Source organism: Pseudomonas sp. MDT1-17 (assembly GCF_054898105.1).
In genome coordinates this window covers 4,950,747-4,966,100 of the sequence record NZ_JBUBVM010000001.1, presented here as the reverse complement: position 1 = coordinate 4,966,100, position 15,354 = coordinate 4,950,747, and the positions used below count along the sequence as shown (strand labels likewise).

Below are 15,354 nucleotides of genomic sequence, written 5' to 3'. Positions count from 1 at the left end.
TTCTATTTTTTATTATATGAAGCGTGGAATTGCGTGATAATCCGTTCAAACATCAAAGGACTGTTGCGTCGTGAGCATAAATCTTCCACTGCCGCTGCTCGGTGAAATGGCGATTTTCGTCAAGGTTGTCGAGACCGGCAGCTTCTCCGAGGCCGCTCGCCAGTTGGGTGCTTCACCCTCGGCGGTCAGTCGCAGCATTTCGCGTCTGGAGAAAGCGCTCGCCACTCGTTTGTTGCAGCGAACCACGCGCAAGTTACGCTTGAGCGACGGTGGCGAAGAGGTGTTCAAGCGTTGCCAGGAGATGGTCAGCGCGGCCAAGTCGGTAATGGAAATCAGCGGTCAGTTCACCCAGGAGGCCGAAGGGCTGGTGCGAGTCAGCGTTCCCAAAGCCGTGGGGCGATTCGTGATTCACCCGCATATGCCGGAATTTCTACGGCGTTATCCCAAAGTGGATGTGGAGTTGTTGCTTGAAGACCGCCAGGTGGATTTGATCGACGACAACGTTGATCTGGCGATTCGTATTACTGATCGGCCCCCCGCTGGACTGGTAGGGCGGCAATTGCTGACCATCGATCATTTACTCTGCGCAACGCCGCAATACCTGGCCGAACACGGCACACCGACTCATCCTCACGACTTGCTCAACCACAGCTGCATCTACCTCGGCGAAACCCCGAGCGATGCGCGCTGGAAATTCAAGAAAGGCACCAAGGCTGTCACCGTTGGTGTACGCGGACGTTATGCGGCCAATCACACCGGCGTGCGATTAGGGGCGGTGTTGCAGCACATCGGGATTGGCAGCCTGCCGTACTTCACCGCGCGTTATGCGCTGGAGCAGGGGCTGATCGTGCAGGTGCTGCCGGACTGGACCTTTCTGGCGTCTTACCACGGCGGTGCCTGGCTGCTGCATTCGCCAACCCGTTATCTGCCACCGAAGTTACGGGTGCTGATCGACTATCTGGTGGAGTGCCTGGAAAAGGAACCGACCCTGAGCAAGCCGGGCAAGTTAAGTGATTCGGGTAAGGTCGCGGCGGCGTATGAGTTGCCGGAGAGTGATGGGTTGCTCTAAAGCGAAGATCAAAAAAAGGCCTGCATGTTCAACCATGCGGGCCTTTTGCATTTTTCTGACCGTGGATCAGTGCTTGCTGTCCTGGTTCGACATCGCCAGCAGCTGTTTTTCCTGGTTCCAGTCGAACGGTTCGTCGTTTTGTTCGGCTTCGAAGCGACGTTCTTCCAGCGCCTGGTACAAGTCGATTTCATCGTCGGGCATGTAATGCAGGCAGTCACCGGCGAAGTACCACAGCAGGTCTCGCGGCACCAGGTGGGCGATTTGCGGATAGCGGGTGATCACCTGGCACAGAATGTCCTGGCCCAGGTATTGGCTTTCGATCGGGTCGACCGGCAGCAACGCACGCAGTTCGTCGAAGCGCTCCAGGAACAAGGCATGGCTTTCTTCGGGAACCTGTTCGGCCTCACCTACGGCGACCAGGATGCTGCGCAGGTGGTCGAGCAATACAAGATGATCGGCAACGACGTTGGACACGAGATAAGTCCTCAAGAGCAAAACGGGCGCAGGAGTATAAAGCCCCTGCGCCCCTTTTTACAGGTAGAAGGCACATGACTTGCTGGATCAGCGGACCTTTCCGTCTGCCAGCGCCAGCTCCTCTTTGTCGAAATCATCGACATCGATCACCTTGCGCCGCGCCGCTTCGGCGTCACGCAGGGTTTGCGCTTCCACTGGCTGCAACACGCCAGCCTCAAGCGCTGCATCGATGGCGTGTTCCCCGGCGACCGGTTTGACCTGACCGCTTTTGAGCGCGACATGCAGCTTTTTCTGCAACGGCTGCGCTGCGTTCAACAGGTTGCAGGCGTGTTGAAGAGCACCGACGGCGTCATCAGCCGATTGCGGACGGTAGCAACCACCGAGCAATTCTTCGAGCGTCGGATCGCCCTTGGCACGGCCAATCACCGCAGCCACTTCGGCGCCCAGTTTGTCCGACGGCCCTTTGTGACGACGGCCGAACGGGAACACGATCACCCGCAGCAGGCAACCCAACACTTTGTTCGGGAAGTTGGTCAGCAGTTCATCCAGCGCACGCTCCGACTGACCAAGGCTTTCTTCCATGGCCCAGGTAAACAGCGGTGCCATGTGTTCCGGTGAATCGAGGTCGTGGTAACGCTTGAGCGCTGCGGAGGCGAGGTACAGGTTGCTGAGCACATCCCCCAAGCGAGCCGACAGACGTTCGCGTCGTTTCAGTTCACCGCCCAGCAGCATCATGCTCAGGTCAGCCAGCATAGCGAACGCGGCAGCCTGCCGATTGAGGGCACGGAAGTAACCCTGGCTGAGCCTGTTGCCTGGCATGTGTTCGAAATGGCCGAAACCTAGGTTCAGCACCAGGGTGCTGGCGGCGTTGCTCACGGCAAAACCGATGTGCTGGAGCAGCAGACCATCAAATTCGGTGAGGGCCTGATCCTTGTCCTCACGACCGGCGAGGGCCATTTCCTTGAGCACGAATGGATGGCAGCGAATCGCACCCTGACCGAAGATCATCAAGTTACGCGAGAGAATGTTCGCGCCTTCTACGGTGATGAAAATCGGCGCGCCATTCCAGTTACGACCGAGGTAGTTGTTCGGTCCCATGATGATTGCCTTGCCGCCATGCACATCCATGGCGTGACTGATGCACTCGCGGCCGCGTTCAGTGAGGTGATACTTGAGAATCGCCGACAGCACCGACGGTTTTTCACCGAGGTCCACCGCGCTGGCGGTGAGCATCCGCGCGGCGTCCATCATCCAGGCGTTGCCGCCGATACGCGCCATCGCTTCCTGAATCCCTTCAAATGCCGACAGAGGAACATTGAATTGCTCACGGATCTGAGCGTACTGGCCGGTCACCAGGCTGGTGAACTTGGCAGCGCCGGTACCGACCGCAGGCAGCGAAATCGAACGCCCGACCGACAGGCAGTTCATCAGCATCATCCAGCCTTTGCCGAGCATTTCCTGGCCGCCAATGAGGAACTCCAGCGGTACGAATACATCTTTGCCGGAGTTCGGGCCATTCATGAAAGCCGCGCCCAACGGCAAGTGACGGCGACCGATTTCAACACCGGCGGTATCGGTCGGGATCAACGCCAGACTGATCCCCAGGTCTTCCTCTTCACCCAGCAGGTGATCCGGGTCGTAGGCCTTGAAGGCCAGGCCGAGGAGGGTGGCGACCGGGCCCAGCGTGATGTAACGCTTTTCCCAGTTCAGGCGCAGGCCCAAGGTTTCCTTGCCTTCCCATTCACCTTTGCAGATCACGCCGGAGTCGGGCATGGAGCCGGCATCTGAACCGGCCAGTGGACCGGTCAGTGCGAAGCACGGGATGTCGTCACCGCGCGCCAGTCGGGGCAGGTAATGGTTGCGCTGTTCGTCGGTGCCGTAATGCAGCAGCAATTCGGCGGGGCCGAGGGAGTTGGGGACCATCACGGTGGACGCGAGGTCGCCGCTGCGGGTCGCCAGTTTCATCGCCACCTGCGAGTGGGCATAGGCGGAGAAACCCTTGCCGCCGAACTCCTTGGGAATGATCAGGGCGAAGAAGCCGTTCTCCTTGATGAAGGTCCAGGCCTCGGGAGGCAGGTCCATGGTTTGACCGATCTGCCAGTCACTGACCATGGCGCAGAGTTCTTCGGTCGGGCCGTCGATAAAGGCCTGTTCCTCTTCACTCATCTGCGCTTTTGGATAGGACAGCAGTGTGTTCCAGTCCGGGCGACCGCTGAACAGTTCGCCGTCCCACCACACGGTGCCGGCATCGATCGCATCGCGTTCGGTTTTCGACATCGGCGGCAGGGTTTTCTGGAACCAGTTGAACAGCGGCGCACTGAAATATTTACGGCGCAGGTCGGGGAGCAACAAGGGCGCTGCGACAGCCGCGATCAACACCCAGAGAACCAGCAGCAACCCGCCTGGCGCGCGGCTGAAAGCGCCCATCGCCACCACGTAAACGGCAACGACGCACAGGGCGGGCAGTGGGGCGATACGACGGTGGGCTAAATACGCAATCCCGACAACCAGAACCAGTATCCACAACAGCAGCATATTTAATCCTCCGTGAAACCAGGGTAAAACCAACCTTCAGAGCTTAGACGGCATCCGCAAAACAGGGTGGTCAGAGCGATGTGATTGAAATCGTGGGAAACCTTCGATGTGTTTTGTAGGACCGGTTGGCACCGGGCCGCGCAAATCGTTCGTTGGGCGGGCGGCAAAGCGTCCATGTTTGGCCGAAACGTCGTTATCTCTGTGCTGAACCTGTCGCTAGACTCGTGGCTTCCCCAGGAGATTGCCCTCATGCACGAGTATCTGAGTCCCGGCCGCTTCATCGATAGTGACCACCCGTCGGTGGTGGAGTTCGCCGAAAAACATCGTGGCAGCCGTCGTGACCCGCTCGAGCAGGCGATCAATCTCTATTACGCCGTGCGCGAAGCCGTACGTTACAACCCTTACACCTTCAGCCGTGACCCGGATACCTTGCGCGGCAGTTATGCGTTGGCAGCGGGGGAGAGTTATTGCGTACCCAAAGCCACGCTCCTGGCCGGATGCGCCCGGCATTGCGCGATCCCTGCGCGTATCGGTCTGGCGGACGTGCGCAATCATTTGTCGACGCCGCGGTTGCTCGAGTTACTCAAGAGCGACGTGTTCGCCATGCACGGCTATACGGAGCTGTACCTGAACGGTCGCTGGGTCAAAGCCACGCCAGCCTTCAACCAAGGCTTGTGCGAACTGTTCAATGTCGCACCACTGGAATTCGACGGCATCAACGACAGCGTATTCCATCCTTTCAATCGCGACGGCGAGCACTTGATGGAGTACCTGGTCGACCACGGCCAGTTCACCGACGTGCCTGAAGCGTTCTTTTTCGAGCACTTGGAAAAGTGCTATCCGCATCTGTTCAGCGACACACTGCCAGTGTTGCTGGGTGACATGCAGAGCGATTTGAGTCGCGCCTGATCCGGCGTATGCTGCCTGCGCATTCATCCATAAAGAGGCGGTCATGCTGAAGATCTGGGGTCGGAAAAACTCGTCGAATGTCAGGAAACCCTTATGGGCCGCCGAGGAGCTGGGCATGGCCTATGAAGCCATCGATGCCGGCGGCGCCTTTGGTGTAGTCGATACGCCGGAGTACCGCGCAATGAACCCCAATGGCCGTGTGCCGGTGATTGAAGACGATGGCTTCGTGCTGTGGGAATCGAACGCCATTGTGCGTTACCTGATGGCTCGTCACGCCAACGGCACAGCCTGGTATCCAGAGGATCAACAGGTTCGGGCCTCTGGCGACAAGTGGATGGACTGGACCACTTCAAGTTTTGCCGGCCCGTTTCGCACGGTGTTCTGGGGCGTGTTGCGCACCCCGGAAGACAAGCAGGACTGGCCGGCCATCAACGCCGCGATCAAAGAATGCAATGACTTGCTGTCGATGGCCGACCAGGCGCTGGCGACCCAACCGTACCTGTCCGGCGATGAAATCGGCATGGGCGACATTCCCCTGGGCAGTTTCATTTATGCCTGGTTCGAGATGCCGATCGAGCGTGCGCCGCAGCCCAATCTTGAAGCCTGGTACGCACGCCTGAAACAGCGTCCGGCGTATCAGAAAGCGGTTATGACCGCGTTGACTTAATACTCACTATCGACACACTTGACTGTACTTGTGTGGCGGCGACAAGCACCATTGCGCTCGTGCGCCGCGGTTGTATCAGTCGCCGCCCGCCCTTATTTTTCCCTTTCTTCCCTTCTTGGTGCGTAAATCCGATATGAGTTCCGCTCTGTCCATCCGGCAGCTAACCAAAACCTACGGCAACGGTTTCCAGGCCCTGAGTGGTATCGATCTGGACGTCGCCGAAGGTGACTTTTTCGCCTTGCTTGGCCCTAACGGCGCCGGCAAATCCACAACCATCGGCATTCTCTCGACCCTGGTGAACAAGACCAGCGGGACGGTGAATATCTTCGGTCACGACCTGGACAAGAATCCTGCGCAGCTCAAGCGCTCCATCGGCGTGGTGCCCCAGGAATTCAACTTCAACCAGTTCGAGAAGACCTTCGATATCGTCGTGACCCAGGCCGGTTACTACGGCATCCCGCCGAAAATCGCCAAGGAACGCGCCGAGCAATACCTGACTCAGTTGGGTCTGTGGGACAAGCGCGATACGCCGTCGCGTTCACTGTCCGGCGGCATGAAACGTCGACTGATGATCGCCCGTGCGCTGGTTCACGAACCGCGCCTGCTGATCCTCGACGAACCGACGGCGGGTGTGGACATCGAACTGCGTCGTTCGATGTGGACCTTCCTCACCGAGCTGAACAAGAAAGGCATCACCATCATCCTCACCACCCACTATCTGGAGGAGGCTGAGCAGCTGTGCCGCAACATCGGCATCATCGACCACGGCACCATCGTCGAGAACACCAGCATGAAACAGTTGCTCGGCCAACTGCATGTGGAAACGTTCCTGCTCGACATCAAAAACACGCTGCAAACCGCGCCGCAGTTGCTCGACTATCCGACCAGGCTGCTCGACAGCCACACCCTGGAAGTTCAGGTCGACAAGGCCATGGGCATCACCGCGCTGTTCACCCAGTTGGCGCAACAGAACATCGAAGTGCTGAGCCTGCGTAACAAAACCAATCGCCTCGAGGAGTTGTTCGTGTCCCTGGTGGAGAAAAATCTGTCGAAGGTGGCGGTATGAGTTCCGAGCTGCAACCCAACCTCGTTGCCCTCAATACCATCGTTTACCGAGAGGTCAAACGCTTTACCCGGATCTGGCCGCAGACGCTGCTGCCGCCGGCCATCACCATGGTTCTGTACTTCGTGATCTTCGGCAACCTGATCGGTCGGCAGATCGGTGACATGGGTGGCTTCACTTATATGGAGTACATCGTGCCGGGGCTGATCATGATGTCGGTGATCACCAACTCTTACGGCAACGTGGTCTCGAGTTTTTTCGGCAGCAAGTTTCAGCGTTCCATCGAAGAATTGATGGTGTCGCCGGTATCGCCGCATACGATTCTGATCGGCTACACTCTGGGCGGCGTGCTGCGCGGCTTGATGGTCGGAGTCATCGTGACGCTGCTGTCGCTGTTCTTCACCGACTTGCAGGTGCATCACCTGGGCGTGACCATTCTGGTGGTGGTGCTGACGGCGACGATTTTCTCGCTGCTGGGCTTTATCAACGCCGTGTTTGCGCGCAACTTCGATGACATCTCGATCATCCCGACGTTTGTGCTGACACCGCTGACGTACCTGGGCGGGGTGTTTTACTCGATCTCCTTGCTGCCGCCGTTCTGGCAGACCGTGTCCCTGGCCAACCCGGTGCTGCATATGGTCAACGCTTTCCGTTACGGCATTCTTGGTGTTTCGGACATCAGGATCAGTGTGGCGATCACCTTCATGCTGGTGGCGACTGTCGTGTTGTATGTCGGTTGCGCACGGCTGCTGGTCAGCGGTCGCGGGATGCGTACGTAGGAGCTGCCGCAGGCTGCGATCTTTTGATCTTGATCTTGAATTGCGCTGCTTGAGCTGACGCTCAAAGATCGCAGGCTTCGCCAGCTCCTACAAAAGTATTCCAAGCCAGAAACGGCGCCTTTCCAGGCGCCGTTTTTCATTCTTGCATCCGGCTGCGCTTGCGCCGCTTCCACTGCCGACTCACCCACCATCGCCAGTACATCATGGTCAGGCAATAAGCGAGGGCACCCAATACCAGCCCCATCACCACTGAACCGAGCAAAAACGGCTGCCACAGGGAGGAGAGTTCGCCGCTGATCCATTCCCAGGTCAGTTCATCCGGCAGATGGCGTGCAGGGACGTCCATCAACCAGGCACCGGTCTGGTAGGTGCAGAAGAACACAGCCGGCATGGTGATCGGGTTGGTCAGCCAGACCAGACTGACGGCAATCGGCATGTTGCCACGCACCATGATTGCCAGTATGGCGGCGACCAGCATCTGCAACGGAATCGGCAGGAATGCCGCGAACAGACCCACAGCCATGGCCCGTGCGACGGAATGGCGGTTGAGGTGCCAGAGGTTCGGGTCATGCAGCAGATTGCCGAGAAAGCGTAAGGATTTGTGTTCCCTGATGCTGGTCGGGTCTGGCATGTAACGTTTGAATAAGCGCCGGGGCATAAGGCATCTCGGTCGGTTAAGGCGGCAAGTATGTCTGGATTCTATGAACCGCCCATTCAGACTTTGTGACAATTAATAACGATGCCCGTGCGATTGGCCGTCTATGCCTAGTAGGGAACTCTCAAGGACGGGCTTATGCGCACAGGGATGATGGCGCTGGCGTTGGGTCTGTTGATCCTGCGTTTTTTACCGATATTACCGCCGGTCTGGTTTTGGATGTTGCTGCCGGTCATAGGTTTGATGGCGCTGCCGTTTCGCAGCTATCCACTGGCATTTTTGTTGTTCGGCTTCAGTTGGGCGTGCGCGCAGGCGCAGTGGGCACTGGATGATCGACTGCTGATGAGCCTCGATGGCGAAACCCGTTGGGTTGAAGGGCAGGTTGTGGGATTGCCCCAGAACAATGAGGCAGTCGTGCGTTTCGAACTGGCGGATGCGCGGTCTCGACACGGTAAGTTGCCGCAACGAATTCGCCTGGCCTGGTATGACGGGCCGCCGGTGCAGAGCGGCGAACGATGGCGACTGGCAATCAAGTTGAAGCGTCCTGCCGGGCTGCTCAATCCCCATGCCTTCGATTATGACGCCTGGCTGCTGGCGCAACGCATCGGTGCGACCGGGACGGTCAAGGATGGCGAGCGGTTGATGGAAACCCGGTGGGCCTGGCGCGACGGCATTCGCCAGCGTTTGCAGTCCGTGGATGCCCAAGGGCGAACGGGTGCGCTGACGGCGTTGGTGCTGGGGGATGGCGCCGGATTGAGTCGCGAAGACTGGCAGGTGCTGCAAGACACCGGCACCGTCCATCTGTTGGTGATTTCCGGACAACACATTGGGTTGTTGGCAGGGCTGGTGTATCTGCTGATCGCCGGGATGGCCCGTTATGGCCTGTGGCCCAGACGCTTGCCTTGGCTGCCGTGGGCCTGTGGACTGGCGTTCGCGGCGGCTCTGGGTTATGGGCTGCTGGCCGGTTTCGAGGTGCCGGTGCGGCGGGCCTGCGTGATGATCGGACTGGTGCTGTTGTGGCGGCTGCGATTTCGCCACCTCGGTGCCTGGTGGCCATTGTTGCTGGCGCTCGACGGCGTTTTGCTGCTCGACCCGCTGGCGAGCCTGCAACCGGGTTTCTGGTTGTCATTCGCGGCGGTGGCGGTGTTGATCTTCACCTTCGGTGGTCGGTTGGGCCCATGGCGTTGGTGGCAAACGTGGACCCGCGCCCAATGGCTGATCGCGATCGGGCTGTGCCCATTGCTGCTGGTGCTCGGGTTGCCGATCAGCCTCAGCGGGCCGGTGGCCAATTTGCTGGCGGTGCCGTGGATCAGTCTGGTCGTGCTGCCTGCGGCGTTGCTGGGTACGTTGTTTTTACCCCTTCCTTATATAGGCGAAGGGCTGCTGTGGTTGGCAGGCGGTTTGATCGACCTTTTGTTCGAGGGCCTGGCACTGATGGCCGGGTACTTGCCCGCGTGGGTGCCGGTGGCGATCCCGTTGTGGGTATGGGCACTCGGCACATTGGGTGCCTTTCTACTATTAATGCCGCGAGGTGTGCCGTTTCGCTCGTTGGGCTGGCCGATGCTGCTGTTGCTGGTTTTTCCGCCCCGGCAAATCTTGCCTGACGGCATTGCCGAAGTCTGGCAGCTGGATGTCGGCCAGGGTCTGGCAATCCTGGTGCGCACCCGTCATCACACGCTGTTGTATGACACCGGGCCACGTTTCGGCGATTTCGACCTGGGCGAACGGGTGGTCCTGCCTTCGTTGCGCAAACTGGGTGTGAACGGAATCGATCTGATGCTGATCAGTCATGCCGACGCCGATCATGCGGGCGGCGCCCGGGCCGTTGCCAATGGCTTGCCGGTGAAGCGAGTCGTCAGTGGTGATCCCCTCGCGCTGCCTGACGAGTTGCAGGCAGAAGGCTGCGAGAGCGGCAAGCAATGGGTCTGGGACGATGTGCGGTTCCAGCTCTGGCAATGGTCTTCAGCCAATGACAGCAATCAAAAATCCTGTGTCCTGCAGATTGAAGCCAGCGGTGAGCGTCTGTTGCTGACCGGTGATATAGACGCCGCCGCCGAGCGAGCCCTGCTCGATAGTCCTCTGGCGGTACCTACAGACTGGCTGCAGGCGCCGCATCACGGCAGCCGCAGTTCATCGTCAATGAAGCTGCTCAACGGGCTGCAACCCAAAGCGGTGTTGATCTCCCGCGGCCAGGGCAATTCATTCGGCCATCCCCATCCAACGGTCATCGCGCGCTATCAAAAGCGCGGCATGTCGATCTATGACAGCGCCGAACAGGGCGCCATCCGTCTGCAACTGGGACGCTTCAAGCCGCCGTGGACGATGCGTCAAGAACAGCGTTTCTGGCGCTCTTCGCAATAACCCAGAGTTATTAAAGCCCGACCGGATGCGACATCACGGTCTTCGGTGCGCTCACCCCCTATGTTAGAGTGGCGCACTTTTTCGAGGGGACTGTCACTGTGTGGGAATTGGTCAAATCCGGCGGCTGGATGATGCTGCCGATCATTCTGAGTTCCATCGCGGCCATGGCAATCGTCGCCGAGCGTCTCTGGACCCTGCGAGCCAGCCGTGTGACACCGGAGCATTTGCTCGGGCAAGTCTGGGTATGGATCAAGGACAAACAACTCAATAAAGAAAAACTCAAGGAGCTGCGCGCCAACTCGCCGTTGGGCGAGATCCTGGCGGCTGGCCTGGCCAACTCAAAACATGGTCGCGAGATCATGAAAGAGTGCATTGAAGAAGCTGCTGCGCGGGTCATCCACGAGCTCGAACGCTACATCAACGCGTTGGGCACCATCGCCGCCATGGCCCCGTTGCTGGGTCTGTTGGGTACGGTGCTCGGCATGATCGATATTTTCAGCGCGTTCATGGGCACGGGCATGGGCACCAATGCTGCGGTGCTGGCTGGCGGTATTTCCAAAGCGCTGATCACCACGGCCGCGGGCCTGATGGTCGGTATCCCGGCAGTGTTCTTCCACCGATTCCTGCAACGCCGGATCGATGAGCTGGTGGTGGGCATGGAGCAGGAAGCGATCAAACTGGTTGAGGTGGTACAGGGTGATCGTGATGTTGACCTGAATGGGGGCAAAGCGTGAAATTCCGCCGCAAACCGCGGGAAACGGTAGACATCAACCTCGCGTCGCTGATCGACGTGGTGTTTATCCTGCTGCTGTTTTTCGTCGTGACCACCACGTTTACCCGTGAAACCCAGTTGCGCGTTGATCTGCCGGAAGCGGTCAGCGGTTCGCCTGCCGAAGACCAGCAGGTCAAACACCTGGACGTTGCCATCAGTGCCGAAGGCGCGTTCTCGGTGAATAATCAGGTATTGCCCAAGAACGACCTGGCGACCCTGATGGACGCGTTGCAGAAAGAATCCAGTGGCGACACCAACCTGCCGCTGTCCATCAGCGCTGATGGCAAGACTCAGCATCAGTCCGTCATCACCGCCATGGACGCCGCCGGCAAGCTTGGTTTCAGCCACTTGCGCATGACCACTGTCGAGGCGGCGCCGCCCGCGCCCTGATGGCCATGTCCGATCGCTTGCTCGCAGCGTGGTACGAAGGTCATCCGGGCCTGAAGTTGTTACAGCCGCTGGAGTGGCTGTATCGGCGCGTGGTCATGAATAAGCGCAAGCGTTTTCTGGCGGGTGAGGGCGAGATCTATCAGCCACCGGTGCCGCTGATCGTAGTGGGTAACATCACCGTTGGCGGCACCGGCAAGACGCCGCTGATTCTGTGGATGATCCAGCACTGCCAGCGCAGCGGTTTGCGGGTCGGCGTGGTCAGCCGGGGGTACGGCGCCAAACCGCCGCAACTGCCGTGGCGGGTTGAGGCTGATCAAAGCGCCGAAATCGCGGGAGACGAGCCGCTGTTGATCGTTCAGCGCACCGGCGTCCCGCTGATGATCGACCCGGACCGCAGCCGTGCCGTCAAAGCGCTGCTGGCGAGTGAACCGCTGGACCTGATCCTCTCCGACGACGGTATGCAGCATTACCGGCTGGCCCGCGACCTGGAACTGGTACTGATCGACGCCGCCCGCGGCCTGGGCAACCAGCGTTGCCTGCCCGCCGGGCCATTGCGCGAACCGGTCGAGCGCCTGCAAAGCGTCGACGCGGTGCTCTACAACGGCGCAACTGGCGATCGCGACGGCGGTTTTGCTTTCCAGCTTCGGCCCACCGAACTGGTCAATCTGAAAACCGGCGAACGGCGGTCCCTCGAGCACTTTCCCGCTGGCCAGGCGCTGCACGCCGTGGCCGGGATCGGCAATCCGCAGCGTTTCTTCAAGACCCTCGAAACGCTACACTGGCAGCCAGTCCCGCATGCGTTTGCCGACCACGCCGAATACAGCGTGCAGGCCTTGAATTTCACACCGTCATTGCCGTTGGTGATGACCGAAAAGGACGCGGTGAAGTGCCGTACCTTCGCCGCCGCCGATTGGTGGTACCTGGCGGTCGATGCTGCGCCATCGCCGGCCTTCGTGGCCTGGTTCGATACGCAGCTGATGCGCCTGTTGCCGGCTCGTCTTTTGCCTTAATCCGTTTTTATCCAGGGAATGCTCATGGACACCAAATTGCTCGATATCCTCGCTTGCCCGGTCTGCAAAGGCCCGCTCAAGCTCAGTGCCGACAAAACCGAGCTGATCAGCAAGGGCGCAGGTCTCGCTTACCCGATTCGCGACGGCATCCCGGTGATGCTCGAAACCGAAGCCCGTACCCTGACCACCGACGAGCGTCTGGATAAATGACCACAGCCTTTACCGTTGTCATTCCGTCGCGTTACGCCTCCACCCGCTTGCCGGGCAAGCCGCTGCTGCTGATCGCCGGCAAGCCGATGATCCAGCATGTCTGGGAACAGGCGAGCAAAAGCAGTGCCGAGCGCGTGGTGGTCGCCACTGACGATGCGCGTATCGTTGAGGCCTGCAAAGGGTTTGGCGCCGAAGTGGTGCTGACCCGCGAAGATCACAATTCCGGTACCGATCGCCTGGCCGAAGTCGCCACGAAACTGGGCCTGGCGCCGGACGCCATTGTGGTCAACGTTCAGGGCGACGAACCGTTGATCCCGCCGAGCGTGATCGATCAGGTGGCTGCCAACCTGGCCGCCCACACCGAAGCGCGCATGGCCACGTTGGCCGAGCCGATCGAAGACGTGGAAACCCTGTTCAACCCCAATGTGGTCAAGGTCGTCAGCGACCTCAATGGCCTGGCACTGACGTTCAGTCGTGCCACATTGCCGTGGGCCCGGGACGCGTTTGCCAAAAGCCGCGAGCAATTGCCGGAAGGCGTGCCGTATCGTCGGCACATCGGCATTTATGCCTACCGCGCCGGTTTCCTGAATGACTTCGTCAGCTGGGGCCCGTGCTGGCTGGAAAACACCGAATCGCTGGAACAGCTGCGCGCCCTGTGGCACGGCGTGCGAATTCATGTCGCCGACGCGCTGATCGCACCGCCCACCGGCGTCGACACCGTTGAAGACCTCGAGCGCGTTCGTCGCCTGCTGGAGGCCTGATGCGGGTTTTGTTCGTCTGCCTGGGCAACATCTGCCGTTCGCCCACGGCCGAAGGTGTGTTGCGGCACAAACTGCGCGAAGCGGGGCTGGCCGATCGAATCGAAGTCGCCTCCGCCGGCACCGGTGACTGGCACGTCGGCAAGGCCCCGGACACGCGCAGCCAGGCTGCGGCGAAACTGCGCGGTTACGACCTGTCCGCTCAGCGCGCCCAGCAAGTGTCCCGTGCAGATTTCGCCGCCTACGACCTGATTCTGGCGATGGACAACAGCAATCTGCGCAACCTCAAGGCCCTGCAACCGGCCAAGGGCAAGGCCGAGCTGGATCTGTTCCTGCGCCGCTACCAGTCGCAAATCGATGAAGTGCCGGATCCGTATTACGACGGCGACCAAGGCTTTGAGCAGGTGCTGGACCTGATCGAGCGCGCCAGTGATTTGCTGGTGATCGAATTGAAGGGACGGTTATGAGTTTGCAGGTACAAGCCCGGATTTCGCTCAAACCGTTCAACAGTTTCGGTGTCGACGTTCAGGCCCGGTTATTTGCCCAAGCCCATAGCGATACCGACGTGCGTGAAGCCTTGGCCTATGCAGTGGAACATGATGTGCCGCTGCTGGTGATTGGCGGGGGCAGCAACCTGCTGCTGACGGACGATATCCAGTCGCTGGTGCTGCGCATGGCCACGCGCGGAATTCGCATCCTGAGTGATGACGGCAGCAAGGTCGTTATAGAAGCCGAGGCGGGCGAGCCTTGGCATCCGTTCGTGCAACACACGCTGGTGCAGGGTTTGTCCGGACTGGAAAACCTCAGTCTGATCCCCGGCACCGTCGGCGCAGCACCGATGCAGAACATCGGCGCCTATGGTGTGGAGATCAAGGACGTTTTCGCCGGGCTGACCGCTTTGGATCGCAAGAGCGGCAAACTGCGGGACTTCACCCTGGAAGAATGCAACTTCGCCTACCGCGACAGCCTGTTCAAACAGGAACCGGGGCGCTGGTTGATCCTGCGGGTACGATTCATCCTGGACCGCGCCGCGCACCTGCATCTGGAGTACGGCCCGGTTCGTCAGCGCCTGACCGAGCAAGGCATCGATCACCCCACCGCCACCGATGTCAGCCAGGCGATTTGCAGTATCCGCAATGAAAAGCTCCCGGATCCGGCGGTGCTGGGCAATGCCGGCAGCTTCTTCAAAAATCCGTTGGTGCCCGCCGCGCTAGTCGCACAACTCAAGGCGCACTACCCGGACCTGGTAGCCTATGCGCAACCTGACGGACAAATGAAACTGGCAGCGGGCTGGCTGATCGAGCGGGCCGGCTGGAAAGGTTTCCGTGACGCCGATGCCGGCGTGCATAAACTGCAGGCATTGGTGCTGGTCAACTACGGCAACGCGACCGGTCTGCAATTGCTGAACCTGGCGCAACGCATCCAGAAAGACATTTCAGAACGGTTTCATGTCGACCTGGAAATGGAGCCCAATCGGTATTGAGGCTATGCTTTCAAGACTGATTTCAAAGCCCTGCACACCTTCAACTGTGCGGGGCTTTTTTGTTAATGCTGAGTTAACTTAGCCACCTAACGATGCAAACGTTTGCTCCACCAAAGGCCCGATGCAGACGCTATCGTCCGCATAAGAGAGCCTCATTAGCCTGAGCCGATCTGCGCAATACCCACCGCTAACCCCTGGCGGCAGATTGCTCGACCCCAT

The 15,354-nt window shown here is 59.6% G+C and carries 16 protein-coding genes; 13 read left to right on the top strand and 3 right to left on the bottom strand.

The features are described from left to right. Positions 1–70: 70 nt before the first annotated feature. A complete protein-coding gene (locus ACYZTX_RS22985; protein WP_462035983.1) occupies positions 71–1,069 on the top strand; it encodes a LysR family transcriptional regulator in 999 nt (332 codons plus the stop codon). A gap of 66 nt (positions 1,070–1,135) precedes the next feature. Here ACYZTX_RS22985 and ACYZTX_RS22980 read toward each other — a convergent pair whose 3' ends face one another. Together ACYZTX_RS22980 and ACYZTX_RS22975 are read right to left on the bottom strand one after the other, a co-directional pair. Continuing rightward, positions 1,136–1,543: a PA2817 family protein gene (locus ACYZTX_RS22980; RefSeq protein WP_007905217.1), complete on the bottom strand. Its 408-nt coding sequence runs from the start codon at positions 1,541–1,543 to the stop codon at positions 1,136–1,138. Between the two features lie 87 nt (positions 1,544–1,630). Then, positions 1,631–4,078, bottom strand: a complete 2,448-nt coding sequence (locus tag ACYZTX_RS22975; protein ID WP_462035982.1) for an acyl-CoA dehydrogenase — start codon at positions 4,076–4,078, stop codon at positions 1,631–1,633. Positions 4,079–4,327: 249 nt separating this feature from the next. On the opposite strand from ACYZTX_RS22975, the gene ACYZTX_RS22970 reads away from it, so the two are divergent. The 4 genes from ACYZTX_RS22970 (at position 4,328) to ACYZTX_RS22955 (ending at position 7,496) form a co-directional block, all read left to right on the top strand. Further along, positions 4,328–4,987 (top strand): transglutaminase-like domain-containing protein, encoded by a 660-nt coding sequence (locus ACYZTX_RS22970; RefSeq protein WP_462035981.1) that lies wholly within the window; start codon positions 4,328–4,330, stop codon positions 4,985–4,987. A 43-nt stretch (positions 4,988–5,030) separates the two neighbouring features. Continuing rightward, complete coding sequence (locus ACYZTX_RS22965; RefSeq protein WP_462035980.1) at positions 5,031–5,654, top strand: glutathione S-transferase family protein; 624 nt, start codon at positions 5,031–5,033, stop codon at positions 5,652–5,654. Positions 5,655–5,787: 133 nt separating this feature from the next. After that, positions 5,788–6,720, top strand: coding sequence for an ABC transporter ATP-binding protein (locus ACYZTX_RS22960; RefSeq protein ID WP_462035979.1), 933 nt, complete (start codon positions 5,788–5,790; stop codon positions 6,718–6,720). Then, positions 6,717–7,496 (top strand): ABC transporter permease, encoded by a 780-nt coding sequence (locus ACYZTX_RS22955; RefSeq protein WP_462035978.1) that lies wholly within the window; start codon positions 6,717–6,719, stop codon positions 7,494–7,496. The genes ACYZTX_RS22960 and ACYZTX_RS22955 overlap by 4 nt, the downstream gene beginning before the upstream one ends. Positions 7,497–7,632: 136 nt before the next feature. Here the strand turns inward: ACYZTX_RS22955 and ACYZTX_RS22950 are convergent, their stop codons facing one another. Then, the gene (locus ACYZTX_RS22950) at positions 7,633–8,154 is read right to left on the bottom strand and encodes a DUF2062 domain-containing protein (protein ID WP_462035977.1); all 522 of its coding nucleotides are present in this window, start codon (positions 8,152–8,154) and stop codon (positions 7,633–7,635) included. Positions 8,155–8,289: 135 nt separating this feature from the next. Between ACYZTX_RS22950 and ACYZTX_RS22945 the strand changes: the two genes are divergently transcribed. From ACYZTX_RS22945 to murB, 8 genes are all read left to right on the top strand, one after another. Next, on the top strand, positions 8,290–10,512 hold the full coding sequence (locus ACYZTX_RS22945) for a DNA internalization-related competence protein ComEC/Rec2 (RefSeq protein WP_462035976.1): 2,223 nt from the start codon (positions 8,290–8,292) through the stop codon (positions 10,510–10,512). 98 nt (positions 10,513–10,610) lie between these two features. After that, positions 10,611–11,246 carry a MotA/TolQ/ExbB proton channel family protein gene (locus ACYZTX_RS22940; RefSeq protein ID WP_046054381.1) on the top strand — a complete coding sequence of 212 codons (636 nt, stop codon included), beginning with the start codon at positions 10,611–10,613 and terminating at the stop codon, positions 11,244–11,246. Continuing rightward, positions 11,243–11,674, top strand: coding sequence for an ExbD/TolR family protein (locus tag ACYZTX_RS22935; protein WP_008152382.1), 432 nt, complete (start codon positions 11,243–11,245; stop codon positions 11,672–11,674). Before ACYZTX_RS22940 ends, ACYZTX_RS22935 begins: the two co-directional genes overlap by 4 nt. Continuing rightward, on the top strand, positions 11,674–12,684 hold the full coding sequence (gene lpxK / locus ACYZTX_RS22930; RefSeq protein WP_462035975.1) for a tetraacyldisaccharide 4'-kinase: 1,011 nt from the start codon (positions 11,674–11,676) through the stop codon (positions 12,682–12,684). The genes ACYZTX_RS22935 and lpxK overlap by 1 nt, the downstream gene beginning before the upstream one ends. 24 nt (positions 12,685–12,708) lie before the next feature. Continuing rightward, positions 12,709–12,894: a Trm112 family protein gene (locus tag ACYZTX_RS22925; RefSeq protein WP_007945752.1), complete on the top strand. Its 186-nt coding sequence runs from the start codon at positions 12,709–12,711 to the stop codon at positions 12,892–12,894. Continuing rightward, on the top strand, positions 12,891–13,655 hold the full coding sequence (gene kdsB / locus ACYZTX_RS22920) for a 3-deoxy-manno-octulosonate cytidylyltransferase (protein WP_462035974.1): 765 nt from the start codon (positions 12,891–12,893) through the stop codon (positions 13,653–13,655). Before ACYZTX_RS22925 ends, kdsB begins: the two co-directional genes overlap by 4 nt. Beyond that, positions 13,655–14,119, top strand: coding sequence for a low molecular weight protein-tyrosine-phosphatase (locus ACYZTX_RS22915; protein WP_462035973.1), 465 nt, complete (start codon positions 13,655–13,657; stop codon positions 14,117–14,119). Before kdsB ends, ACYZTX_RS22915 begins: the two co-directional genes overlap by 1 nt. Then, the gene (gene murB / locus ACYZTX_RS22910; RefSeq protein WP_462035972.1) at positions 14,116–15,135 is read left to right on the top strand and encodes a UDP-N-acetylmuramate dehydrogenase; all 1,020 of its coding nucleotides are present in this window, start codon (positions 14,116–14,118) and stop codon (positions 15,133–15,135) included. Before ACYZTX_RS22915 ends, murB begins: the two co-directional genes overlap by 4 nt. Positions 15,136–15,354: the final 219 nt, after the last annotated feature.

Bases quoted from the DNA above. Each gene is read 5' to 3' on its own strand.
- murB (WP_462035972.1), top strand. From the start codon at position 14,116: ATGAGTTTGCAGGTACAAGCCCGGATTTCGCTCAAACCGTTCAACAGT.
- ACYZTX_RS22950 (WP_462035977.1), bottom strand. From the start codon at position 8,154: ATGCCCCGGCGCTTATTCAAACGTTACATGCCAGACCCGACCAGCATC.
- ACYZTX_RS22975 (WP_462035982.1), bottom strand. From the start codon at position 4,078: ATGCTGCTGTTGTGGATACTGGTTCTGGTTGTCGGGATTGCGTATTTA.
- ACYZTX_RS22970 (WP_462035981.1), top strand. From the start codon at position 4,328: ATGCACGAGTATCTGAGTCCCGGCCGCTTCATCGATAGTGACCACCCG.
- ACYZTX_RS22945 (WP_462035976.1), top strand. From the start codon at position 8,290: ATGCGCACAGGGATGATGGCGCTGGCGTTGGGTCTGTTGATCCTGCGT.
- ACYZTX_RS22965 (WP_462035980.1), top strand. From the start codon at position 5,031: ATGCTGAAGATCTGGGGTCGGAAAAACTCGTCGAATGTCAGGAAACCC.
- ACYZTX_RS22955 (WP_462035978.1), top strand. From the start codon at position 6,717: ATGAGTTCCGAGCTGCAACCCAACCTCGTTGCCCTCAATACCATCGTT.
- ACYZTX_RS22925 (WP_007945752.1), top strand. From the start codon at position 12,709: ATGGACACCAAATTGCTCGATATCCTCGCTTGCCCGGTCTGCAAAGGC.
- ACYZTX_RS22960 (WP_462035979.1), top strand. From the start codon at position 5,788: ATGAGTTCCGCTCTGTCCATCCGGCAGCTAACCAAAACCTACGGCAAC.
- ACYZTX_RS22915 (WP_462035973.1), top strand. From the start codon at position 13,655: ATGCGGGTTTTGTTCGTCTGCCTGGGCAACATCTGCCGTTCGCCCACG.
- lpxK (WP_462035975.1), top strand. From the start codon at position 11,674: ATGGCCATGTCCGATCGCTTGCTCGCAGCGTGGTACGAAGGTCATCCG.
- kdsB (WP_462035974.1), top strand. From the start codon at position 12,891: ATGACCACAGCCTTTACCGTTGTCATTCCGTCGCGTTACGCCTCCACC.